Origin of the sequence: Trinickia sp. EG282A (genome assembly GCF_040965455.1) — a bacterium.
In the GTDB taxonomy this organism is placed as follows: Bacteria; Pseudomonadota; Gammaproteobacteria; order Burkholderiales; family Burkholderiaceae; genus Trinickia; species Trinickia symbiotica.
Genome location: NZ_JBFRCC010000002.1, coordinates 1319514 through 1343108, shown reverse-complemented (window position 1 = coordinate 1343108; position 23595 = coordinate 1319514). Strand labels below are relative to the sequence as shown.

At 65.9% G+C, this 23595-nt stretch carries 26 protein-coding genes; 13 read left to right on the top strand and 13 right to left on the bottom strand.

Features of this window, described 5'->3' with window-relative positions:
* Positions 1–19: 19 nt before the first annotated feature.
* From AB4Y31_RS14160 to AB4Y31_RS14120, 9 genes are all read right to left on the bottom strand, one after another.
* Positions 20–634: a DUF924 family protein gene (locus AB4Y31_RS14160; protein WP_368674410.1), complete on the bottom strand. Its 615-nt coding sequence runs from the start codon at positions 632–634 to the stop codon at positions 20–22.
* The gene (locus tag AB4Y31_RS14155; RefSeq protein ID WP_368674409.1) at positions 631–1365 is read right to left on the bottom strand and encodes an alanyl-tRNA editing protein; all 735 of its coding nucleotides are present in this window, start codon (positions 1363–1365) and stop codon (positions 631–633) included. The genes AB4Y31_RS14160 and AB4Y31_RS14155 overlap by 4 nt, the downstream gene beginning before the upstream one ends.
* 99 nt (positions 1366–1464) lie before the next feature.
* Entirely contained in the window at positions 1465–1878 is a 414-nt protein-coding gene (locus AB4Y31_RS14150) for a group II truncated hemoglobin (protein ID WP_368674408.1), read from the bottom strand.
* Between the two features lie 18 nt (positions 1879–1896).
* Positions 1897–4455, bottom strand: a complete 2559-nt coding sequence (locus AB4Y31_RS14145; protein WP_368674407.1) for an ABC transporter permease — start codon at positions 4453–4455, stop codon at positions 1897–1899.
* A 68-nt stretch (positions 4456–4523) separates the two neighbouring features.
* Positions 4524–5156 (bottom strand): DUF4126 domain-containing protein, encoded by a 633-nt coding sequence (locus AB4Y31_RS14140; RefSeq protein WP_018442947.1) that lies wholly within the window; start codon positions 5154–5156, stop codon positions 4524–4526.
* Between the two features lie 240 nt (positions 5157–5396).
* Positions 5397–6095 carry a two-component system response regulator KdpE gene (gene kdpE / locus AB4Y31_RS14135; RefSeq protein WP_368674406.1) on the bottom strand — a complete coding sequence of 233 codons (699 nt, stop codon included), beginning with the start codon at positions 6093–6095 and terminating at the stop codon, positions 5397–5399.
* A 14-nt stretch (positions 6096–6109) separates the two neighbouring features.
* Complete coding sequence (locus AB4Y31_RS14130; RefSeq protein ID WP_368674405.1) at positions 6110–7084, bottom strand: quinone oxidoreductase; 975 nt, start codon at positions 7082–7084, stop codon at positions 6110–6112.
* Positions 7085–7143: 59 nt separating this feature from the next.
* Positions 7144–7533, bottom strand: a complete 390-nt coding sequence (locus AB4Y31_RS14125; protein WP_368674404.1) for a methylglyoxal synthase — start codon at positions 7531–7533, stop codon at positions 7144–7146.
* A gap of 21 nt (positions 7534–7554) precedes the next feature.
* Positions 7555–8334: an SDR family oxidoreductase gene (locus AB4Y31_RS14120; protein ID WP_018442951.1), complete on the bottom strand. Its 780-nt coding sequence runs from the start codon at positions 8332–8334 to the stop codon at positions 7555–7557.
* A 154-nt stretch (positions 8335–8488) separates the two neighbouring features.
* Between AB4Y31_RS14120 and upp the strand changes: the two genes are divergently transcribed.
* The 9 genes from upp (at position 8489) to rng (ending at position 16625) form a co-directional block, all read left to right on the top strand.
* Entirely contained in the window at positions 8489–9139 is a 651-nt protein-coding gene (gene upp / locus AB4Y31_RS14115; protein ID WP_368674403.1) for a uracil phosphoribosyltransferase, read from the top strand.
* A gap of 332 nt (positions 9140–9471) precedes the next feature.
* Complete coding sequence (locus tag AB4Y31_RS14110) at positions 9472–10200, top strand: YebC/PmpR family DNA-binding transcriptional regulator (protein WP_026230091.1); 729 nt, start codon at positions 9472–9474, stop codon at positions 10198–10200.
* A 179-nt stretch (positions 10201–10379) separates the two neighbouring features.
* Complete coding sequence (gene purD, locus AB4Y31_RS14105) at positions 10380–11654, top strand: phosphoribosylamine--glycine ligase (RefSeq protein ID WP_368674402.1); 1275 nt, start codon at positions 10380–10382, stop codon at positions 11652–11654.
* A 36-nt stretch (positions 11655–11690) separates the two neighbouring features.
* Complete coding sequence (gene hemF / locus AB4Y31_RS14100) at positions 11691–12617, top strand: oxygen-dependent coproporphyrinogen oxidase (RefSeq protein ID WP_368674401.1); 927 nt, start codon at positions 11691–11693, stop codon at positions 12615–12617.
* A 122-nt stretch (positions 12618–12739) separates the two neighbouring features.
* Positions 12740–13423 (top strand): nicotinate-nucleotide adenylyltransferase, encoded by a 684-nt coding sequence (locus AB4Y31_RS14095; protein WP_368674400.1) that lies wholly within the window; start codon positions 12740–12742, stop codon positions 13421–13423.
* 2 nt (positions 13424–13425) lie between these two features.
* Complete coding sequence (rsfS, locus tag AB4Y31_RS14090; RefSeq protein ID WP_368674399.1) at positions 13426–13920, top strand: ribosome silencing factor; 495 nt, start codon at positions 13426–13428, stop codon at positions 13918–13920.
* Positions 13921–13956: 36 nt separating this feature from the next.
* Positions 13957–14427 (top strand): 23S rRNA (pseudouridine(1915)-N(3))-methyltransferase RlmH, encoded by a 471-nt coding sequence (gene rlmH / locus AB4Y31_RS14085; protein WP_368674398.1) that lies wholly within the window; start codon positions 13957–13959, stop codon positions 14425–14427.
* Positions 14428–14481: 54 nt separating this feature from the next.
* Positions 14482–15117, top strand: coding sequence for a nucleoside triphosphate pyrophosphatase (locus tag AB4Y31_RS14080; protein WP_368674397.1), 636 nt, complete (start codon positions 14482–14484; stop codon positions 15115–15117).
* A gap of 44 nt (positions 15118–15161) precedes the next feature.
* Positions 15162–16625, top strand: a complete 1464-nt coding sequence (rng, locus tag AB4Y31_RS14075; RefSeq protein ID WP_018442961.1) for a ribonuclease G — start codon at positions 15162–15164, stop codon at positions 16623–16625.
* 109 nt (positions 16626–16734) lie between these two features.
* Here rng and AB4Y31_RS14070 read toward each other — a convergent pair whose 3' ends face one another.
* A complete protein-coding gene (locus AB4Y31_RS14070; protein WP_368674396.1) occupies positions 16735–17259 on the bottom strand; it encodes a DUF2335 domain-containing protein in 525 nt (174 codons plus the stop codon).
* Positions 17260–17506: 247 nt separating this feature from the next.
* Positions 17507–17809 carry a hypothetical protein gene (locus tag AB4Y31_RS14065; protein ID WP_368674395.1) on the bottom strand — a complete coding sequence of 101 codons (303 nt, stop codon included), beginning with the start codon at positions 17807–17809 and terminating at the stop codon, positions 17507–17509.
* Positions 17810–18000: 191 nt separating this feature from the next.
* Between AB4Y31_RS14065 and AB4Y31_RS14060 the strand changes: the two genes are divergently transcribed.
* Together AB4Y31_RS14060 and AB4Y31_RS14055 are read left to right on the top strand one after the other, a co-directional pair.
* Complete coding sequence (locus tag AB4Y31_RS14060) at positions 18001–18159, top strand: hypothetical protein (protein WP_018442965.1); 159 nt, start codon at positions 18001–18003, stop codon at positions 18157–18159.
* A gap of 32 nt (positions 18160–18191) precedes the next feature.
* Positions 18192–18530, top strand: coding sequence for a hypothetical protein (locus AB4Y31_RS14055; RefSeq protein WP_368674394.1), 339 nt, complete (start codon positions 18192–18194; stop codon positions 18528–18530).
* A 40-nt stretch (positions 18531–18570) separates the two neighbouring features.
* Here the strand turns inward: AB4Y31_RS14055 and msbA are convergent, their stop codons facing one another.
* Positions 18571–20352, bottom strand: coding sequence for a lipid A export permease/ATP-binding protein MsbA (gene msbA, locus AB4Y31_RS14050; RefSeq protein WP_368674393.1), 1782 nt, complete (start codon positions 20350–20352; stop codon positions 18571–18573).
* Positions 20353–20659: 307 nt separating this feature from the next.
* Here msbA and AB4Y31_RS14045 point away from each other — a divergent pair, with 307 nt between their 5' ends.
* The gene (locus AB4Y31_RS14045) at positions 20660–21469 is read left to right on the top strand and encodes a glycosyltransferase family 2 protein (protein WP_368674392.1); all 810 of its coding nucleotides are present in this window, start codon (positions 20660–20662) and stop codon (positions 21467–21469) included.
* On the top strand, positions 21459–22292 hold the full coding sequence (locus AB4Y31_RS14040; RefSeq protein WP_368674391.1) for a glycosyltransferase family 2 protein: 834 nt from the start codon (positions 21459–21461) through the stop codon (positions 22290–22292). The genes AB4Y31_RS14045 and AB4Y31_RS14040 overlap by 11 nt, the downstream gene beginning before the upstream one ends.
* Positions 22293–22369: 77 nt before the next feature.
* On the opposite strand, the gene AB4Y31_RS14035 is transcribed toward AB4Y31_RS14040, so the two are convergent.
* On the bottom strand, positions 22370–23593 hold the full coding sequence (locus tag AB4Y31_RS14035; protein ID WP_368674390.1) for a glycosyltransferase family 9 protein: 1224 nt from the start codon (positions 23591–23593) through the stop codon (positions 22370–22372).
* Positions 23594–23595 lie beyond the last annotated feature (2 nt).

The following is a 23595-nucleotide window of genomic DNA, read 5'->3' as shown; positions in this document are numbered from 1 at the left end:
GCTAGGGCAACTGATCCGCTTAACGGAACGAGGAGCCCGGCTCCGACAGGAAATCACGCTCGGCAGCCGTCGAGCGCCGGCCAAGCATGGCATTGCGGTGCGGAAAGCGCCCGAAGCGCTCGATGATTTCCGCGTGACGCCGCGCGTAGCGGAGGTACCCGCTCAATCCCGTTTCTCGCTCGAGCGCCTCGAAAAGGCGCACGGCAAGCTCCTGGCTCTCGCGGGACTCATCATGTTCGAACGGCATGTAGACGAACGCGCGATGCTGCGCCGATGGAAGGCGGCGGTCGCCGCCGGAATCGACCATGCGGCGCGCCGCCGCGAGCGCCCTCGCGTCGCCGGCGAAAGCCTCGGCGCTGCCCCGATGAATGTTCCTCGAGAATTGGTCGAGCACGACGATGAGCGCGAGCGTACCTAACGGCGAGCGTTCCCAATCGTCGAAGTCCCCGCGCCGCGCGGCTTCCAGCGTCTCGCCGAAGCGCGCGCCCAGCGCCGCATCGAAGCCTTCGTCGCCGTCGAACCACCGATCCCATTCTTTGCCAAAGCGCGCCGAGCCCGGCTCGCCGAACCAGAAGTCGAGCACGTCGCGCGCGGCCGGCGCGAGCGTGGCGTAGTCGCCAGCCCCCACGATCACGACGCGAGTTCCAGCACGAGGCGCCGCGTGCGCGCGCTTTTCTTCTCGAGCTTGGCCACGCGCAACGCGCCGATCTCCGCCGTATTGCGCACATGCGTGCCGCCGCACGGCTGCAGATCGACACCCTCGATGCGCAACAGCCGCACGCGCCCGAGCCCCATCGGCGGCTTCACGCTCATCGTGCGCACGAGCTCGGGTCTCGCCGCCATCTCATCGTCGGTGATCCATTCCGTGCCGACGCGGTGTCCGCCATCGACGAGCGACGCAAGCCGCGTCTCGACGAATTCGCGCTCGATCGGCTCGACGGTCGCGAAGTCGAGGCGCGCATAGTCGACCGTGATGCTGCAGCCATCGACGGGATACGGCAGCACCGCACACATGAGGTGACTCGCCGTGTGCAGGCGCATGTGCCGGTACCGGCGCGCCCAGTCGATCTCCGCCAGCACGGATTCGCCCGCGGCAAGCCTCGCCAGCACCGCCTCCTGGCCCGGCGCGGGCACGTGCAGCGCGTCGTCGGGCGTCGCACCCTCGAACTTCGCCTTGCGCGTGTCCGCAATGTCGATGCGCGTGCCGTCGGAAAGGACGAGCGCGCCGGCGTCGCCCGCCTGGCCGCCGCCGAGCGGATAGAAAACGGTTCGGTCGAGCAGGATCCCCTCATCGCCGATCGCCGCGATCGTCGCCTCGCATCGCGTCAGATAGGCGTCTTCTCGAAAAAGGGCTTGTGTCATCATGGGCCGATTCCTTGTCGATCTCGTTGTCGATTATCGCGTTCGTCGCGACGCGTCGACAGCACGCTTCGAGAGCCGCCCCGTCGCGACTGTACCGGGCGTTCAGCCGGGCCGGTTGCGCATCCAGTCCGCCGTATCGAAAAACGCGCGCAACAGACGCTCGCGCAGCCATTCCGGCAGGCCCGCGTCCTCCATCGCCCACGCCATACAGCGCAGCCACTGATCGCGCTCGGACGAGGCGATCGTGAACGGCAGGTGGCGCGCACGCAGCATCGGATGGCCGAAACGATCGGTGTAGTGACTGGGGCCGCCGAGCCAGCCGCAAAGGAACCAGAACAATTTGTCGCGCGAGCCCTCGAGCGTCGGCGGATGAAGCGCCCGAATGCCGGCGAACTCCGGCTCGAGGTCCATCAGGTCATAAAAACGGTCGACGAGCTCGCGCACGCGCGCCTCGCCTCCAATGAGCTCGAATGCGCTCGGTTGCGATGGCGCATCGTCGTCGATGGAATCGGTCATAAGCGAAAGGGTCAAAGATCAAGCGTCGCGCAACGACTGTCCGGCGGGCCGCTCGAGCACATGCCGCAAGCTGAGCCACCCGCCAACGCCGGCACATGCAATACCCGCGGCGATGCCGGCCGGCAGCAGCCATGGATCGAAGTCGAGATAGAAGAGAAACACATGCGTGGCAAGTACCGAGCCGAGCACCTGTGCGCCGATGGCCGCCATGAGCCCCGCCAGCGCGCCCACGACGGCGAACTCGGCCGCCTGCACCGAGCGCACCTGCCGGTGCGACGCCCCGAGCGCCCGCAAGAGCGCCGATTCTTTCATGCGCTCGTCGCGTGTGCCGGCCAGCGCCGCATAAAGCACCAGGACGCCGGCTCCGAGCGTGAACGCAAACAGGAACTGCACCGCGCCGATCACCTGCTCGAGCACGTGCTGGATCTGCGCGAGAATCGGCCCGACGTCGATCGCCGTCACGTTCGGATGGGCCGCGATCAGACTGTCAAGGACGGCACGCCGCTCGGGCGGCAGACGAAAGCTTGTGATGTAGGTCGCCGGAAAGCCCTTCAGCGACGAAGGCGGCATGAGCACGAAGAAGTTCACCTTGAACGTGCCCCAGTCGAGCTTGCGCACGCTCGTGACCGGCGCGTCGATCGTCAGGCCCGTCACGTCGAAGCGCAGCACGTCGCCGAGCTTGATCCCGACGAGCTTGGCGAGTCCTTCTTCGATGGAAATCTCGGGCCGCGTCGTGTCGCCGTACCATCGGCCCGCGACGATCCGGTTATCGTCGGGCAGGCTCGAGCGATACGAGAGATTGAACTCGCGATCGACCAGACGGCGTGCCTGTTCGTCCTTGTACGACGCGGGATCGACAGGCTTGCCGTCGATCGCGAGGAGCCGCCCGCGGACCATCGGCTCGAGCACGACGGCCGGGAAGCCGTGCGCGGCCAGATAATCCGTCACGACCTGCCGCTCGTCGGGCTGAATGTCGATGAGGAACTCGTTGGGCGCATCGGGCGGCGTCGACTTGCGCCAACCGGCGATGAGGTCGTTACGCGTGATCGCGATCATGAGCAGGCACATGAGCCCGATCGCGAGCGCCGTGATCTGCAGTGCGCTCGAGGCGCCGCGCCGCTCGAGCGAAGCGAGGGCGTAACGCCAGCCGACGCCGGCCGCGATGCGCTGAACACCGCGCTCGCTGCGCGCGACCTTCGAGGTGATCCAAAGCGCCGCCCGCGCGATCCCGCCGAATACGACGAGCCCCGCCGCGAATCCCCCCGCGACGATGCCGCCGAGCTTCACCTCGCCCGCCGCGAGCACCAGCAGCGCGCCGAAGAGCGCGATCCCGATCGCATAGGCGTACCAGGCGATGCGCGCCTCGCCGCCCCACTCGCGCCGCAGCACGCGCACGGGCGGCACGCGCGTCAACGGCAAGAGCGGCGGCAGCGCGAAGCCGAACAGCAACACGAGCCCCGCCGCGATCCCCTCGAGCGCCGGCACGGCGCTCGGCTGGGGGAGCTCGACGCCGATCAGCTCGCCAAGCCACGCGAGCAGCGCGAAATGCCCTGCATAGCCGAGCGCGACACCCGCCACTCCGGCGACGAGGCCGACGATAAAAAACTCGAGCGTGACCAGCGTGCGCAACGCGCCTTGCGCGAGCCCGAGGCACCGCATGACGGCGCAACTGTCGAGATGGCGCCGCGTATAGCGATGAGCGGCCATCGCAATGGCAACGGCGGCCAGCAGCGCTGTCAGCAACGACACGAGCCGCAGGAAATGGCCCGCGCGATCGAGCGTCTCGCGCACCTGCGGCTGACCGTCTTCGAGCGATTCGAGAGCGACGCCGCGCAGTCGGCCGCCGTCGACGCGCTCATGCGCGAAACCCGCGAAACGAGCGACCGTCGCATCGGGGCCGGCCACCAGCAGCCGATACGTGACGCGGCTGCCGTAGCCGAGCAGCCCCGTCGATGCGACGTCGGCGACATTGAGCATCACGCGGGGCGAGAAGTTGACGAAGGAGAAGCCGCGATCGAGCTCGCGCGTGATGACAGCGGCGATCGTAAAGGTGCGCTGGCCCAGCACGACGCGATCGCCGACGTGCGCATGAAGCGCACCGAGCAGTTGCGCATCGACCCAGACGGTGCCGGGCGCCGGAATGCCGTTCGCGGGACGATCGGGCGCGTCGGGCGCCGCTGCGATCCGCAGTGCGCCGCGCAGCGGGTACCCGGGCGAAACCGCCTTGACAGCCGCGAGCCTCACCGCGGGCGGCGGCGGGTCGGACTCGTTGGCGTGTGCGTCGACGCCGGCCGTCGCTTGCGCGCCATGGGCCGGCGCCAGGCCGACCATACTCGGAAAGATCGTCGTGGTCGCGGTCTTGAGCCCGAGCGAGTGCGCTTCATCGACGAACGGCCGATCGACGGGATGATCGGCGCGCACGACGAAATCGGCCGCGATCATGCGGCGCGCGTCGCGCTCGAGGCCCTGCTGCAGGCGATCGGCGAGAAAGGCGACGCTCGAGAGCGCCGCCACGGCGAGGACCAGCGCGATCGCAAGCATCGAAAGCTCGCCGGCGCGCCAGTCACGCGCGGTCATGCGCGCCGCCTGCCGCATGAGATCCGACACCGCCGGGCGGCGGCCCGGCGCGCTTGCAGTCCGTCCCCTCAATCGCGCTTGCTCCCGAACGAAGTCAAGCGCGAGCCGCCGAATCGGGCACCCATATGCGCCGCCATGGCGCGAAAGCCGCCTTGCACGCCGCGCCAGAGCCGCGGGAGCGCCCAGCCCGCGAAGACGACGAATGCGATCATCAGCGCGAGGAAGACGAGCGGCGCGAAGACCGCGAGCGCGAGCCCGATGCAGACGAGCAGATCTTCGGTGGACGACGCGATCCAGTTCGACAACGGCTCGGGAGACAAATTGATCAGCGCGCGCGTGCCGGCCTTGGTCAGGTGCGCCGAGCCCGCGAGCGTGCCGCCCGCGAGCGCGGCGATCGTCATCAGCGTCGGGTCGGCATGGCCGAGCGCCCCGGCCGCGAGCAACGCGCCGGCCGGTATGCGGATGAACGTGTGAATGGCATCCCAGAGCGAATCGAATGCGGGAATCCGGTCAGCAAAGAACTCGACGACGGCGAGGATGGCCGCGGCGCCGATGACCCAGGGCGAGGCGAGCGCCGAGAGCGAACCCGGCAAGTGGATGATGTCGAGGCGCGCGAAGACGCCGACGAGCAGCACCGTCAGATAAAGCCGCAGACCGCTCGCCCACGAGAGGCCGGCGCCAAGCGAAAGTGCGTCGAGCATCGCCCCTCCGTGTCAGCCCTTGCCGCGCATGCCGCGACACCCCCTGGTTCGCGCCGCGCGGCTTTGTCTTGATTATAGACGCGCTGCCGCAAACGCCGCTCGGGGCGTTGCCGGCGAGCCGTCGACGTCGCTGCGCGGCAGCGCGACTGGCTCGATTCGAAAGCGTCGCCCGCAGTCGGCCTATCGCGCGTGGCCTGGTGCGCGCCGCCCTATCGGCCGATACGGGCTCAGTCGGCTAAGTCAATCGGCGCCGACCAGTCGGTAGCCGACGCCCGTCTCCGTGAGGATATGCTCCGGCTGCGCCGGATCGCGCTCGAGCTTTTGCCGCAGATGCGCCATGTAGATGCGCAGGTAGTGGCTGCTTTCAACATGCGACGGCCCCCAAACGTCGACGAGCAGTTGCCGGTGCGTGAGGACGCGTCCCGCATGGCGCACGAGCGTGGCGAGCAGCCGGTATTCGATCGGCGTGAGATGAACGGGTACGCCGCCGCGCGCGACGCGCCGCCCGGCGAGATCGACCTCGACCTCGCCGAAGCGCACGAGCGGCGATTCGCCCGCGCCGCCGTGATTGCGCCGCCTCAGATGCGCGCGAATGCGCGCAAGCAGCTCCGACACGCCGAAAGGCTTGGTCAGATAGTCGTCGGCGCCCGCATCGAGCGCGGCCACCTTCTCGTCCTCACGCGTGCGCGCCGATAGCACGATGACCGGCAATTCGGTCCATCCGCGCAGCTCGCGGATGACGTCGAGCCCATCCGTATCGGGCAATCCCAGATCGACGATGACGAGATCGGGCTTGCGCGTCGCCGCCTCGACGAGCCCCTGCTTGCCCGTGTCGGCGTCGTGCACGACCATTCCCGCGCCTTCGAGCGACGTGCGGACGAACCGGCGAATTTGCTTTTCGTCTTCGATCAGGACGACGGTCACGGTCGGCTCGGTCATCGGGCACCGATCGGTCAGGGCACGAGAATCGTCGAGCCCGTCGTCTTGCGCGATTCGAGATCGCGATGGGCGTCCGCCACGTCTTTCAACGCGTAGCGCTGGTTGATACTCGTCTTCACCTTGCCCGAGGCAATGACGTCGAAAAGCTCGGCCGCCATCGCGTCGAGCCATTCGCGCTTCGACGTATAGGTGAAGAGCGTCGGCCGCGTGAAGAACAGCGATCCGCGGTTCGCGAACTCCGACGCATCGATCGGCGGCAGCGCTCCCGAGGCGCTGCCGAAGCTGACGAGGTAGCCAAGCGGCGCCAGGCAGTCCAGGGAGCCCTTGTAGGTATCCTTGCCGATCGAATCGTAGACAACCGGCACGCCCGCACCGCCCGTGATCTCCTTCACCCGCTCGGTGAAATTCTCGCGCGTATAGACGATCGGATGATCGCAGCCGTGCGCTTTCGCGAGCTCCGCCTTCTCGTCGGAGCCCACGGTGCCGATCACCGTCGCGCCAAGTGCTTTTGCCCATTGGCAGACGATGAGCCCCACTCCGCCGGCCGCCGCATGAATCAGGATCGTCTGCCCCGGCTCGACGCGAAACGTTCGGCGCAACAAGTACTGAGCCGTCAATCCTTTCAGCATCGCCGAGGCGGCATCGTCGAACGAAACCGCATCGGGCAGCTTCACGAGCGGATCGGCCGGCAGCACGCGCTCTTCGGCATAGGCGCCCGGAGGACGCGCGACATACGCGACACGGTCGCCCACCTTGAGCCCGGACACGCCCGGGCCCGCGGCCGTGACGACACCGGCCGCCTCCATGCCGAGCCCCGCGGGCAGCTGCAAGGGATAGTGGCCCGTCCGGAAATAGACGTCGATGAAGTTCAGGCCGATCGCATGATGCTTCACGCGGACCTGCCCCGGGCCGGGCTCGCCGACTTCGACATCGACCCACTGCAGCACCTCGGGGCCGCCGACCCGCTCGAATCGAATTGCCTTGACCATCGTGCTCTCCTTGATGTGTTGCCTCACGCCCGGCATCCGCTGGAACCGCCCAATCTCGCTCAGGCTCCGCCGCGCATGTGCCGGGCGAGCGCGTCGAGAATCATCCGCGCCGTCGCGATGTTCGTCGCGCACGGCACGTTATGAACGTCGCAGGCGCGCACGAGCGCGTTGATGTCGGGCTCGTGCGGCTGCGGCGTCATCGGATCACGCAAGAATACGACGACATCGATCGCCCCTTCAGCGAGCCGCGCGCCGATCTGCAGGTCTCCCCCGTTCGGCCCCGAGAGCATGCGCTCGACGGTGAGACCGTGGGCACCCGCGATGCGTCCTCCGGTGGTACCTGTCGCGACGAGCTGGCAGCCGCGCAGCAACTCGACGTACTCGCCCGCGAGGGCGACGATGTCGTCCTTCTTGTGATCGTGCGCAATCAGTGCGACGCGTGGGGTCATGAATCAACTCCGATTGTTGTCTTAGAAAGTGCCCGGATAGGCGCCGCCGTCGATCAGCAGGTTCTGCCCGGTGATGTAGCCCGCATGTGTGCTGCAAAGGAACGCGCAGGCCTTGCCGAATTCGGCCGGTTGACCGAAGCGGCCGGCGGGGATCGTCTTCATGCGCTCGCGGCGCGCTTCGTCGATGCTGATCCCTTTCGCTTTTGCCTGCGCGCTGAAGGTCGCGCCGATCCGGTCGGTATCGAAGAGGCCCGGCAGCAGATTGTTGATCGTGACGTTGTGCGTGGCGACCTTGCGCGCGACGCCGGCGACGAAACCCGTCAATCCGGAGCGCGCGCCGTTCGAGAGGCCCAGCACGTCGATGGGCGCCTTCACGGCGGAGCTCGTGATGTTGACGATGCGGCCGAAGCCGCGCGCGATCATCCCGTCGATCGTCGCCTGAATCAGTGCGATCGGCGTCAGCATATTCGCCTCGAGCGCGCGGATCCAGTCGTCGTGCGTGAACTGACGGAAGTCGCCCGGCGGCGGGCCGCCCGCATTGTTGACGAGGATGTCGGGGTCGGGACATGCGGCGAGCGCTGCCTCACGCCCTTCGGGCGTCGTGATGTCGCATGCCACGGTGCGCACCTTCGCGCCCGTCTTCGCGCGTATGTCGGCCGCCGTGGCCTCGAGGGTTTCAGCCGTGCGGGCGAGAATGACGAGCTCGACGCCTTCGGCGGCAAGCGCCTCGGCGCAGCCGCGCCCGAGCCCCTTGCTCGCGGCGCATACGAGCGCGGTCTTGCCTGCGATGCCCATGTCCATGTTGCACTCCTCGCTTTGCCAAGCAATCGAAATGGGGAATGCTCGCGATTGTAGAGGTAAACTGTCGTCCATCGCCTCGGCCGTTTCGCCCCGAGTTCCGAGCCGTTCACCTCGTCGAGCCCCTTGAGCCGCCGCTACGCGCGGCGCCCCGCCCATGAAACAAGACAGCCGTTTTCCGAACCTTTTCATCCTCGATCACCCGCTGATCCAGCACAAGCTCACGCATATGCGCGACAAGGACACGTCGACGCGGACCTTTCGCGAGCTGCTGCGCGAGCTGACGCTATTGATGGGCTACGAAATCACGCGCGATCTGCCGATCACGACCAAGCGCGTCGCGACGCCGCTCGTCGAGATCGACGCGCCCGTCATCGCCGGCAAAAAGCTCGCGATCGTGCCCGTGCTGCGGGCCGGCGTCGGCATGTCGGACGGGCTGCTCGAATTGATTCCGTCCGCGCGCGTCGGGCACATCGGAGTCTATCGCGACGAGGCGCACCGGCCGGTCGAATACCTGGTGCGGCTGCCCGACCTCGAGGACCGTACCTTCATCCTCTGCGATCCGATGGTCGCGACGGGCAACTCCGCCGTCCATGCCATCGATGTTCTCAAGCGCCGCAACGTGCCCGGCGAGCGGATCCTTTTCCTCGCGCTCGTCGCCGCCCCCGAGGGGGTGGAAGTGTTCCAGCGCGCGCACCCGGACGTGAAGTTCTTCGTCGCCTCGCTCGATTCGCACCTGAACGAGCACGCCTATATCGTGCCGGGGCTCGGCGATGCCGGCGATCGGCTCTTCGGGACAAAGAACTAGCGAGCCGCAGCCGCAGCCGCGGCCGGCGCAGGGCATCAGCAAGCGACTGCCCGCGAGCGTGCGAGCGCGATTTCGCGCCGGAACGCATCCGCCCGCCAACCGGCCGCGCCCGATAGCCGCGGGAGCCGGGCGCGCCCGGGCCGCGTGCTAAAATTCTCTTCTGCTTCCGAGCGGCGTCTTCCGCATTTTCTGCGCCATTGGCGCACCCCGCGCTGCTCGACCACTCGATATCGCGGCCGATCGATTCACGGATTCGCCGATTCGATCCGCAGATCCGCACTAAAGAACGCATCATGCGAGCGCGCAAGACGCGCGCGCAACGGAGAAAGGGTATGGCTGGTCACTCGAAATGGGCCAACATCAAGCATAAGAAGGCAGCAGCAGACGCGAAGCGCGGCAAGGTCTGGACGCGTCTCATCAAGGAAATCCAGGTCGCGGCGCGCCTCGGCGGCGGCGACATCGACTCGAATCCGCGCCTGCGGCTCGCCGTCGACAAGGCGACCGACGCCAACATGCCGAAAGACAACATCAACCGTGCGATCCAGCGCGGCGTGGGCGGCGTGGACGGCGCAAACTACGAGGAAATCCGTTACGAAGGCTATGGCATCAACGGCGCGGCGATCATCGTCGATACGATGACGGACAACCGCACGCGCACCGTAGCCGAAGTCCGTCATGCGTTCTCTAAATTCGGCGGCAACATGGGGACGGACGGCTCCGTGTCGTTCCTCTTCGATCACGTCGGGCAGTTCCTGTTCGCGCCCGATACGCCCGAGGACAAGCTGATGGAAGCGGCGCTCGAAGCGGGCGCGAACGACGTCGTCACGAACGACGACGGCAGCGTCGAAGTGCTTTGCTCGCCACCCGATTTTCCGAAGGTCAAGGCGGCGCTCGAGGCGGCCGGCTTCAAGGCCGAGCTCGCCGAAGTGACGATGAAGCCGCAAACGGAAGTGGAGTTCACCGGCGAAGAAGCGGTAAAGATGCAAAAGCTGCTCGACGCGCTCGAAAACCTCGACGACGTGCAAGAGGTCTACACGAACGCGACGATCATCGAGGAATGACACGCGTGCGCCGGCTCGCGCGCGCATGGTGCGAAACTACATGCGAGGCGCAGGGCGGCCCCTTCGAATTAGTCGGCAAGAGTTGGCGTCGTGGCGCTCGCTCTAGCCCATGCAAGGCTGAGAGACCGCGGCCGGCGTCATGCGCCGGCCGCCCTGTTTAAGCCATCAGGATTTTTGCTATGAAATTACTCGTCGTCGGTTCAGGCGGTCGCGAACATGCGCTCGCATGGAAGCTCGCCCAGTCGCCGCGCGTCCAGGTCGTCTACGTCGCGCCCGGCAACGGCGGAACGGCGCAGGACGAGCGACTGCGCAACGTCGCCATCACCGATCTCGAGGCGCTTGCCGATTTCGCCGAGAAGGAGCAGATCGCGTTGACCGTCGTCGGCCCCGAAGCGCCGCTCGCGGCCGGCATCGTGAATCTGTTCCGCCAGCGTGGCCTCAAAATCTTCGGCCCGACGAAGGAAGCCGCGCAACTCGAGAGCTCGAAGGATTTCGCGAAAGCGTTCATGAAGCGCCACGGAATCCCGACAGCCGAATACGAAACCTTCTCCGACGCCGCTTCGGCGCACGCCTATCTTGAAGCGAAAGGCGCACCGATCGTGATCAAGGCCGATGGGCTCGCCGCGGGCAAGGGCGTCGTCGTGGCCGCGACGCTCGAAGACGCGCACGCCGCCGTCGACATGATGCTCGCGGACAACAAGCTCGGCGATGCGGGCGCGCGCGTCGTGATCGAGGAATTTCTCGAGGGCGAGGAAGCGAGCTTCATCGTGATGGTCGACGGCAAGCATGTGCTCGCGCTCGCGTCGAGCCAGGACCACAAGCGGCTCCTGGACGGCGACGCCGGTCCGAACACGGGCGGCATGGGCGCTTATTCGCCGGCGCCGATCGTGACGCCCCAGCTGCATGCGCGCGTGATGCGCGAGATCATTTTGCCGACCGTGCGTGGCATGGAAAAGGAAGGCATTCGCTACACGGGCTTTCTCTATGCCGGGCTCATGATCGACGCCGAAGGCAATCCGAAGACCCTCGAGTTCAATTGCCGCATGGGCGACCCCGAAACGCAGCCGATCATGGCGCGCCTGAAAGGCGATTTCTCGAAGGTGCTCGAGCAGGCGATCGCCGGCATGCTGGATACGGTCGAGCTCACGTGGGATCGTCGCACCGCGCTCGGCGTCGTGCTCGCCGCGCACGGCTATCCCGATGCCCCTCGCAAGGGCGACCGCATCAACGACATCCCGGCCGAAACCGAGCATGCGGTGACGTTCCATGCGGGGACTGCGCTCGTCGATGGCAAGCTCATCACCTCGGGCGGGCGCGTGCTCTGCGTCGTCGGACTGCACGACTCCGTGCGCGGCGCGCAGTCGGCCGCGTACGAAGCCATCAACCAGATCTCGTTCGACGGCATGCAGTATCGCCGCGACATCGGCTATCGCGCGCTCAATCGGAAGCATTGAGCTCCTCAAGGGAAAGCGCTCAGCGCCCATCGAACGATGACTGAATCCACCTTCGACGCCACGCCTGTCCGCGCCTATCTGCAGGGCCTGCAAACGCGCATCGCCGAAGCCATCGGCGCGCTCGACGGCAAGCCTTTCGTGGCCGACGCCTGGCAGCGCCCGGGCGGCGAACGGTTGCGCGGCGGCGGGGTCACGGCGATTCTCGAAGACGGCGAGCTGATCGAGCGCGGCGGTATCGGCTTCTCCGATGTGGCGGGCGATGCGCTGCCGCCTACGGCCAGCGCGGTGCGCCCGCAGCTTGCCGGACGCGGCTTCGAGGCGATGGGCGTCTCGCTCGTCATGCACCCGCGCAACCCGCATTGCCCGACGGTGCACATGAACGTGCGTTTCCTCACCGCGACGAAGTCATGCGAAGCCCCCGTCTTCTGGTTCGGCGGCGGCATGGACCTCACGCCCACCTATGGCTATGAGGAAGACGCGCGTCACTTTCATCGGGTTTGCCGCGACGCGCTCAGCCCCTTCGGCGCCGATCTCTACCCACGCTTCAAGCGCTGGTGCGACGAGTATTTCTTCCTCAAGCACCGCGGCGAAACGCGCGGCATCGGCGGCATTTTCTTCGACGATTTCGAAGAGCTCGGCTTCGCGCGCTCGTTCGAGATGATGAAAAGCGTCGGCGATGCATTCCTGCACGCCTATCTGCCGATCCTCGAAAAACGGCGGGGAACGCCGTACGGCGAGCGCGAACGCGCATTCCAGGGCTATCGGCGCGGGCGCTATGTCGAATTCAACCTCGTCTATGATCGCGGCACGCTGTTCGGACTTCAAAGCGGCGGACGAACCGAGTCGATCCTGCTCTCGATGCCGCCTGTCGCCAACTGGCGCTACAACTGGCAACCCGAGCAGGACACGCCCGAAGCGCAACTCGCCAGCGATTTCTTGAAACCACGCGAGTGGCTCGAATAAAGGATGCTGCCCTGAATTCGCCGACCCGCTCCCAACCCCACGCGCCAGCCAGTCGGTCAAACCAAGCGGGCGCACCCGCCGGCGCCTCCCCCTCCCGCGCGCAGGACGAGGCGCCGCCCGCCTTGCCGCGCCGCGTGGGGCTGCTCGGCGGCACCTTCGATCCGATCCACAAGGGACATCTGGCGCTTGCGCGGCGCTTCGCCGAACTGCTGCAACTGACGGAGGTCGTTCTGCTGCCGGCGGGGCAGCCATGGCAAAAAGCCGACGTCAGTGATGCCCGCCACCGACTCGCGATGACGCGGGCCGCAGCCGCTTCGTTTGCCCTGCCCGGGACGACCGTCACCGTCGCCACGGACGAAATCGAGCATGCGGGCCCCACCTACACAGTGGACACGCTCGAGCGCTGGCGCGCGCGCGAGGGCACGGACGCGTCCCTATCGCTCTTGATAGGCGCGGATCAACTTCTGCGGCTCGATACTTGGCATGACTGGCGGCGCCTTTTCGACTTCGCGCATATCTGCGCCGCCACTCGGCCCGGCTTCGACTTGAACTCGGCGCCGCCCACGCTCGTCCGCGAGCTGTCCGCGCGGGAGGCGAGCGCCGAAGTGCTGCGCGCGACGCCGAGCGGCCACCTGCTGATCGATGCGACGCTCGCGCTCGACGTCTCGGCCACCGATATCCGTGCCGAGTTGCGCGAGCGGCTCGCTGGGGGTGCGCACGCGGGCGCCGACGCCCCGCCGGCCCACGAGGCCATCCCTGAGGCCGTCTGGCGCTATATTCTTCAACATCACGTTTACCACCGGTAACCATGGACATTCGCAAACTGCAACGCGCGATCGTCGACGGCCTTGAAGACGTCAAGGCGACGGACATCAGAGTCTTCAACACGAGCCATCTGACGGAGCTCTTCGATCGCGTGATCGTCGCCAGCGGCAACTCCAACCGGCAAACGAAGGCGCTCGCTTCGAGCGTGCGCGAGAAAGTGAAGGAAGCGGGCGGCGAGATCGTCAGCACCGAGGGCGAAGATATCGGCGAATGGGTGCTCGTCGATTGCGGCGACGCCGTCGTCCATATCCTCCAGCCGGCCCTCAGGCAGTACTACAACCTCGAAGAAATCTGGGGTGACAAGCCCGTCAGGGTCAAGCTGACGAGTACGAGCCCGTTCGGGGGCGCGCGCCCGAGCGAGCCGCTCGCCGATGATGGCGAGGACGAGGACGACGGCGGCCACGACGATGGCCCGGTAACGAGCGGATCAAAGCCGGCTCGCAAAACGCCTGCCAAGCGGCGCGGCAAGAACAGCTAAACCTGAAAAGACCCCCGTGGCCACGCCACTCTCCACATGAAGCTGCATATCCTCGCCGTCGGTCACAAGATGCCTGATTGGATCGCGGCCGGCTTCGACGAATACGCGAAGCGGATGCCGCCCGAATTGCGTATCGAGTTGCGCGAGATCAAGCCGGAGCCGCGAACGGGCGGACGGACCGCGTCAAGCGTCATGGCCGCGGAACGGCAGCGGATCGAGGCAGCGCTGCCAAAGGGAGCACGGCTTATCGCGCTCGACGAGCGCGGCCGCGATTGGACCACGATGCAGCTCGCCGAGGCGCTCCCCGCCTGGCAGCAGGACGCGCGCGACGTGGCGTTCATCATCGGCGGAGCGGATGGGCTCGATGCGGAACTGAAAGCCCGTGCCGAACTGCTGCTTCGCGTCTCGAGCCTCACGCTGCCGCACGGCATGGTGCGCGTGCTGCTGGCTGAACAGCTTTACCGCGCGTGGAGCATCACGCAGAATCACCCTTATCATCGCGTCTGATGCGCCGTCGAATCCCGTCGGCCGCATTGGCCGCCGGACCACAACGACAGACCGATGCCTCTATCGACGCCCTCTTCCTCGCCTCACCCGTTCGTCTACCTTGCCTCGCAAAGCCCGCGCCGTCAGGAACTGCTCGGTCAGCTCGGCGTGCGCTTCGAGCTCTTGCTGCCGCGTCCCGACGAGGACGCCGAAGCACTCGAAGCCGAGCGACCCGGCGAGTCGGCCGATGCGTACGTCCGGCGAGTCACCGTCGCCAAGGCCGAAGCAGCGCGTGCCCGGCTCCTCGCGGGCGACCACGCGCCCGCGCCGATTCTCGTTGCCGATACCACGGTCACGATCGACGGCGCGATTCTCGGCAAGCCGGACGACATAGACCATGCGCTCTCCATGCTCGAACGGCTCGCCGGCCGCGAGCATGACGTGTTGACCGCGCTTGCCGTGGTAGATGGCGAAGGCCGTCTGCTGCCGCCGGCGCTCTCGCGCTCGACCGTCCGCTTCGCGGCAGCCTCGCGCGAAGCGCTCAGGCGCTATGCGATGACCGGGGAGCCGCTCGGAAAGGCGGGTGCTTATGGGATCCAGGGCCGGGCCGCCGAGTTGATCGAGCGTATCGAGGGGTCCTATTCGGGTATCATGGGTCTGCCCCTTTTTGAGACGGCCGCGTTGTTGCGTGCAGCGCGGGTCGAGTTCTAGGCCTTTCGCTCTGCTCCGTTCGAAGGCGTTCGAAAAATACAGCGATGAACGAAGAAATCCTCATCAATGTGACCCCGCAGGAAACGCGCGTTGCGCTGATCCAGCAAGGCGCCGTGCAGGAACTCCATATCGAGCGGACTGCGTCGCGCGGCCGCGTTGGCAACGTGTACCTCGGCAAGGTAGTGCGCGTGTTGCCGGGCATGCAATCGGCCTTCATCGACATCGGCCTCGAGCGTGCCGCGTTTTTGCATGTGGCCGACATCTGGCATCCGCGCATCGCGGGCGAGCATGCGCCGCCGCCGCAGCCGATCGAGAAGACGGTGTTCGAAGGGCAGACGCTGACCGTGCAGGTCATCAAGGATCCGATCGGCACGAAGGGCGCGCGGCTCTCGACGCAAGTCAGCATCGCCGGGCGCACGCTCGTCTATCTGCCGCAAGAACCGCATATCGGCATCTCGCAGAAGATCGAGGATGAAGCCGAGCGCGAGGCGATTCGCGCTCGGCTCACGGCGGTACTGCCGTCCGATGAAAAAGGCGGCTACATCGTGCGCACGATTGCTGAGGATGCGACGAGCGAAGAGCTTGCTGCTGACGTGGCTTACTTGCGCAAGACCTGGGCAACCGTCGTCGGGCAGGCGCAGCGCCTGCCGCCTACCAGCCTGCTTTATCAGGACCTCAACCTCGCACAACGCGTGCTGCGCGATTTCGTGACCGACGAGACGACACGGATTCAGGTCGATTCGCGGGAGACGTACCAGATGCTCGTCGAGTTCGCGGCGGAATTCACGCCGGCTGTCAGCTCGAAACTGCATCACTACACGGGCGAGCGGCCGCTCTTCGATCTCTACAACATCGAGCAGGAGATTCAGCGCGCCCTGTCGCGCCGTGTCGATCTGAAGTCGGGCGGTTACTTGATGATCGACCAGACCGAGGCGATGACGACGATCGACGTCAATACGGGCGGGTACGTCGGCGCGCGCAATTTCGACGATACGATCTTCAAGACGAATCTCGAAGCGGCGCATACGATTGCGCGCCAGTTGCGGCTGCGCAACCTCGGCGGGATCATCATCATCGACTTCATCGACATGGAGAACGCCGAGCATCGCGATGCCGTGCTCTCGGAGCTGAAAAAGGCGCTTGCACGGGACCGGACGCGCTCGACGGTTAATGGGTTCTCGCAGCTGGGTCTGGTCGAGATGACGCGCAAGCGCACGCGCGAATCGCTCGCGCATGTGCTTTGCGAGCCCTGCCCGGTCTGTCAGGGCAAGGGACAGGTGAAGACGGCGCGCACCGTGTGCTACGACGTGCTTCGCGAAATCCTGCGCGAGTCGCGGCAGTTCAATCCGCGCGAGTTTCGCGTGGTGGCTTCGCAGGAAGTCATCGATCTCTTTCTCGATGAAGAGTCGCAGCATCTCGCGATGCTGATCGATTTCATCGGTAAGCCTGTCTCGTTGCAGGTCGAGTCGAACTTGAGCCAGGAACAGTACGACATCGTGCTGATGTGACGTGGCAGCGCATTGACAACAACATCGCGGCCCGACGGATGCGCAACCGCCGATCAGTTCGCGGAGCCTTTCTTCGTGAGCCGGGTATTTCACGCTCGATGAGTCACACTCAATGAGTCACGCCATCGTCCGTCTTATCGTCCTTGGGCTTGCTACGATGCGCGGACCCGGTCAGAAACCCCGTTATCACCGTGCCCAGCGGGCCCGCGGCTACAGCGATGGCCACGCTGTCATGGCCCGTCATCGAAAGCTCATAAACGAGCCCGAATCCAACCAGGACCAGCCCACCGGCAATCCACTGCGCACGCGTGTCAATGGACGTGGTGCTTCTCAAACCAGCCATTTCCACTTCACGCGAGTGGCGGCCGTTGGCCTGGAATTCCTCGACAATAATGCGCGCGGCGCCCGGCAGAATTTCCTCGTATTGGCGGAGGTGCTCCGGCTTCGGCACCGGTCCTCGATACGATTCCGACTGCAGCGCCAACAGAACGGAATGTTCGACAAGTTCCTGCAGTTCCGGCTTCTCGACCTTCAGACCGACCAGGTCAGCTTCGGCTGGCTCAACGACTCCAATCTCGCTGCCCGCCGGGTCATCGCGCTCGCTCACGCCAACCAAAGCCGGTGATTGCGCCATCGAGGTCGCGCGCAGTCCGCTCCCACGCCTCGCTCATCCGCTCGCTAGCCGATTTGCGAGGGTAGTACTTTCGGTAGTCCGTTCGCGGAAAGATTTTGAAACTCGAAACTAGCGCGTCCGCCACGCGCCGCACCTCGCGACGTAGTCTCATGCAGTTCTCCAGGGCTTTTCCCTCGTGTCGAAACAGGGCCCAGCATACCTATCTCAAAACGAAGATGGCAATCGTCGCCCTTAATGGGTACGACAGTCACCTGTGCCCCCATCCGTGACCGCCGCCCCAGCCGCCGCCGTGCCCGCCATGCCATCCGTGATCGCCGTGCCAGCCGCGATCGTGATCCCAGTGGTGATGGCCGCCGCCCCCGCCCCAGTAACCGAATCCAAGGGCGACCGACGGTCCGCCGTAATCGTAATACCCCGGCGCATAGCCATAGCCATAGGGGTAGTCGTAGTCGTTTCCGTACCCGTAACCGTAATACGGCGACGCCGCGGGATCGACCACGCAGCCCGCGAGCACGCCGATAAGGGCCAGAGCAATCAATGATCTGAACATCGCTTCATCTCCCCTTGATCCTCAAGAATTAGAGAAGCAAGCGCGGGCCCGCGTTCGAAACTAAGTTGTCACCGCCAGTAACAGCGGTAAACATCGGCGCGCCGCTCGGCGCAAGCACCCGGCCGCCGTGCGGCACCGTCGCGCAAATCTCCTAGAATTGGCGTTATGCAGGTGTTCCGTAAGGAGGTCTCATGGCCGAATCGATGGAAAGCATCGTGACGGGCGTGATCGTGCTGGCCGTCGCGGCGATCCTCGTGACATCGCACTACCGGCGTCAACACCGCCGCGACAAGTGGCTGGGCCGGCTCGAGAGCCATCGCGTCTGGGACCGGCTGCGGCATCGGCATTGATCGGAACGAATGGAAGCGTTTGGGAGGCGACCATGCCGGAAGTCTTGTCTCACGAAGACGCCCGTTGGCGAACGACCGCGTATGAAGGATTCGAAATCCATGTCGTGGCGCTCGTGAAGGGCCACGAGGACGAACGGGGACAGCACCGGGAGCTCGCGCCGAGCGACCGCTTCACCTATGTCGGGTATGTCTGCCATCCCGGAGCGGATCCGAAACTGCCCGGGCATACGGTCCCGTTTCACGCCGACGGCGAAGAGACGTTTCCGAGCGCGGAAGCAGCCTGGGACGAAGGACTCCATGTCGGACGCACGATCGTCGACGGCACGCATCCCGACTTGACCGTCTTATCGCTCGTGACGAGCGGTTTCTGACGTCAGGCCGGCGGCGCCTCTCGAGCGTGCGCGAGCGCGCTCACGCAGCCTGCTGCTGATACTGAATCCGGTGCAGATGGGCATAGAGCCCGCCTTGCCGCAGCAGTTCGTCGTGGTTGCCCTGCTCGACGATGTGCCCGCTCTCCATGACGAGAATGCGGTCGGCGCGCTCGATGGTCGAGAGGCGGTGCGCGATGACGAGCGTCGTGCGCCCTTGCATGAGCGTCTCGAGCGCCGCCTGCACATGGCGCTCCGATTCCGAATCGAGCGCCGACGTCGCTTCGTCGAGAATCAGAATCGGCGCGTTTTTGTAGATGGCGCGCGCAATCGCGAGACGCTGGCGCTGCCCGCCCGAGAGCCGCATCCCGTTGCCGCCGATCGGCGTGTCGATGCCTTCCGGCAACGTCGCGATCATGTCCGAAAGGTTTGCCGCGTGCAATGCCGCCTCGACGCGCGCACGGTCCGCCGCCTCTCCATACGCGACGTTGGCGGCGATGGTGTCATTGAAGAGCACGACGTCTTGGCTAACCATCGCGATCTGACCGCGCAGCTCGTGAATGTCGTACTCGTCGATCGGCACGCCATCGACCAAAATCGTCCCGCCTTTCGGATCGAAAAAGCGCGGCAGCAAGTTCACGAGCGTCGTCTTGCCGCTGCCCGAGGGGCCGGCTAGCGCGATCATTTCGCCCGGCGCCGCCTTGAAGGAGACCCGGTCGAGTATCGGACGCTCGCTCGCCGCATAGGCAAAGGACACATTGCGAAACTCGATGTCGCCGCGCGCGGCAGGCAGCTTGCGCGTGCCGCCGGTGGGCTCCAAGGGCTCGTCGATGAGCCCGAAGATCAGCTCGGCCGCCGTCATTCCGCGCTGCAGCGGCTGGTTGACGTCCATCAGATGCTTGAGCGGCGAGATCACGAGCAGCATCGATGTCACGAATGCGACGAAGCCGCCGACGGTCGTCTGGTCATGGGCAGACTGCACGACGGCAATCGTGATGACGATCGCAAGCGCGATCGATGCGAGAAACTGCGTGATCGGCTGAGCGAGCCCGCCGGACACGGTCATCCGCATCGCGTATCCTCTCAGGCGCTTGCTCATCGCCGTAAAGCGGTTCATCTCGTAGGACTCGCCGTTGTGCACCTTGACGACCTTATAGCCGCCGACGGTTTCCTCGACGATGTACGAGAGCTCGTTCGTGAGCGTCTGTTGCTCGCGGCCGAGGCGACGCAGCCGGCGGTTGATCTTGCTCACGATCCAGCCGATGCCGGGGAGGATCACGGCGACGATGAGCGTCAGCCGCCAGTTCAGATAGAACAGATAGCCGAGCAGGAACAGCACGGTCAGCGAATCGCGCACGAGCGTGATCATGACGCTCGTCAGCACGGAAAGTATCTGATTGACCTCGAACACGATCGCGTTGATGACGGTGCTTGCCGTTTCACGCTGAAAGAACGAGGCGCTCGTATGGATCATCCGCTCGAACATCCGGAGCCGCAGATCCAGCAGGATCCGATTAGAGACGTACGAGAGCAGATAGCCCGACGCGTACTGCGCGACGCCACGCACCAGGGCAAGGCCGATCACCGCAAGCGGCACGAGCCACTGCGCGCTCACGTTGGCCTTCGCGCCAAAGCCGTGATCGAGCAGCGGCTTCAGGAGCGCGGGGATGCCGGCGTCGGTCGCCGCGCTCGCGCCCATCGAAACGATGGCCAGCACGATGACCCACAAATTGGGTTTCACGTACGGCCAAAGCCGCTTCATCACGGACGCGGCCGACGTGCCCGTCGCGCCGATCGTCTTGCGCAAGGTATTTCTGGTGTCCAACGGATTCCCTTTGCAGCGGCTCGAGGCGGCGAAGCGAGGCGTTCGCGTTCGCCTGAATTGACCGCGCCTCGCTGCGCTTGCCAGGGCGCGCCATAGCGCGCCCGAAACGGAGGGGCTGGTTTCGCCCTCACCCGGAAAAATCGATGCATTATAGCCGGCCGCCATTCGAAGCGCGGCTCGCCCGGGCCGATGCCGTCCAAAGGCGGAAAACTCCCGACAGACGCACGCCCCGCTCGGCGTATTCGACCGCGCGCCGGCCCGACCGGTATACTCCGACTCCGCTCACCCGTCACCGCAGAACCGAACCGTGACCGTCCCGTCGTCCAACCGCCCGCGCCCTACTCTCGGCGTCGCCATCATCGCGCTCAACAGCGAGGCGCGGCTGGCGCAATGCCTCGAAGCCGTCTCGTTCGCGGACGAGATCGTCGTCGTCGACGGCGGCAGCAGCGACGCCACGGTACGGATTGCCGAGGCGCATGGGGCTCGCGTCGTCGTCGAGCGCGAATGGCCCGGCTTCGGTCCGCAGAAGAACCGCGCCGTAGCCGCGCTCGCCACCGACTGGATCCTCTCGATCGACACGGACGAGGTCGTGACACCCGAGCTTGCCGCTTCCATCCGCGAGGCCATCGCCGTCGCGCAGGCCGAAGTCTTCGAGCTCGACCGTCTCTCCAACTTCTGCGGCCATTGGATGCGGCACAGCGGCTGGTCTCCTGACTGGGTGCCGCGGCTCTTTCGGCGCGGCGCGGCCCGCTTCTCGGACGATCTCGTCCACGAGCGGCTCGTTTTCGAAGGTCCGCCCGGCCGACTGAGCGGGAAGCTGCTTCATTACTCCTTCGACGACTTCGAAACCGTGCTGCGCAAGATCGATGCTTACTCGAGCGCCGGCGCGCGGCAGCGATTGGCTGTCAACGGCAAACGCGGCGGAGTGCGCCAGGCGATCACGCATGGCTTGTGGGCGTTCGTCAAAACCTACCTCATAAAGGGCGGATTCCTCGACGGAAGGATGGGGTTTATACTCGCCGTCTCCAATGCAGAGGGCGCTTACTACCGATACCTCAAGCTGATGCTGGCGCTCGAACGGCAGCACGCGTCGGACGACGACCGCCATGTCTCATGACAAACTGATCACTGTAATCGTCACCACCTACAATCGCCCGGACGCGCTCGAGCTCGTCATCGGCGCCTGCCTCGATCAGACCGATCGCCAATTCGAGATCGTGATCGCCGACGACGGCTCGGGAGCCGCGACGCGAACGCTCATCGAGAACATCGCACGCACGTCGCCCATTTCGATCAACCATGTCTGGCAGCCCGACGAGGGCTTTCGCGCAGCGGCGAGCCGCAACAAGGCACTGCGGAGCGCGCGCGGCGACTACGTGATTTTCCTCGACGGCGATTGCGTGCCGCAGCGCGACTTCGTGGCACGCCACCGCGCATTGGCGCACGAGCGCACCGTCGTCACGGGCAGTCGCATCTTGTTGGCGCCTCGCCTCACCAACGAAGTGCTCGCGCAACGCCTGCCGCTGCAGCGGGAAGCGCTGACTTTCTGGCTGCGCCAGCGTGCCGCCGCCCAAGTCAACAAGGTTCTGCCGATCGCCATCCGTCTGCCGGATCTCCCATTGCGGCGCGTCGACGGTTTCGTCTGGCGCGGCATCAAAACCTGCAACCTCGCCGCGTGGCTCAGCGACCTCGAAGCGGTCAACGGGTTCGACGAAACCTTCGTCGGATGGGGCCACGAAGACGCCGATCTCGTCGCCAGGCTGCACAACGCGGGCGTCGTTCGAAAAAATGGCTTCTGGTCGACGGAAGTGCTGCACCTGTGGCACGCGGAAGCGCCTCGCGACCGCGAGGGGCCGAACTACGCGCGCGTCCTCGCGCGGCTCGCCGATCGCACCACTCGTGCCGAACGCGGCCTCCAGGAGTCCGCGCATTGGAATTGACGCGTTGACGGCACGAATTCGCCAACGCCTCCCCGCCCCTCGCGTTGCGTTCGCCGCACAACGGCAAGCCAAGCCCGCTACGTCGCGAGCCCGAGCATCCGCGCCGCGGCCGCGATGACGCGACTCGCTGGAAGGCCCGTGAGACAAGCGCTCGCGCTGCCGATGTGGCGATCACACCCTTCCTCTCGACAGGGTACGCACGCACCTTCCCCCTGCAGCAGGTAGACGTTGCCCTTGCGGTCGGAGCCGCGCAGCGGCCACGGATCGCGGTCGGCAGGCCAACCCCGGGGCCAAGGGCCCCAGCGCACGGGGTCGGAAGGCCCGAAGATGGCCAGCGTCGGCGTGCCCGTCGCCGCCGCAACGTGCGTCGCGCCGGTGTCCGGCCCGATATAGAGCCGCGCGCGGCGGTAAAGCTCGGCGCTTTCACCAAAGGACAGCCGACCGACCAGGTTCAGAACGGGCTCGCCTGTCGCAGCCGCGACGCGTTCGGCGTAATCCCGCTCGGCCTGCGCCGGACCGCCCGAAAGCACGATGGCGAATCCGCGCGCACGCAGCCAGCGAATGACGTCGATCCAGCCTTCGAAAGACCAGCGCTTGTACTCGAACATCGGCAGCAGATGAAGCACGACGAACGGCTCGCCGGGCACGATGGCCGGCGGTTCATCGAAGCGTGCGTCGAAGCGCGCGCGGCTTGCCGGATCGTCGCCGATGCCGGGCGGTACGACTTCGGCATGAAGCGGAATACCGATCGCCGCCGCCAGCGCCAGGCTGCTCCTCACGGTGTGAACCGATCGATGCTCGTTGAGCGCGATCCTATGGAGCATGAAACGGTTGAGCAGCGTCAACCGATCGGGATCGACGAGACCGATGCGCTTCTTGCCGGCAAAAAACGCATAGAAACGCGGACGGTCGGAGCTAATCGCCGCACAGGCGAGATCGTAACGGCGCCACATCCGCACGGCATCGGCAAGCCGCTCGCGAAAGCGCGCGCGCTGCGCGACGGTGATGACCCGGCGTATGTCGGGGTTGTGCTCGACGACGCCCTCCGTGCCGCGGAAGACGAGCATGTCGATCGGCGTGTCGGGCCATTGGGCCTTCAGCGACCGTACGAATGGTGTCGTCAGCAGAACGTCGCCGATCCGGCGTGTACACACGACGAGGATGCTGCGCGGCGGCTTCGGAAGAAAGCCGCGCGCATTCTCGCCGGATCGCGTTCCGGCAGCCCGCGTTTCGCCAGCGGCCAGCTCGACGTTCGTCTCCATGCGCCTCCCCGTGCCGGCGCTGTCGTCACGCATGGCCATGG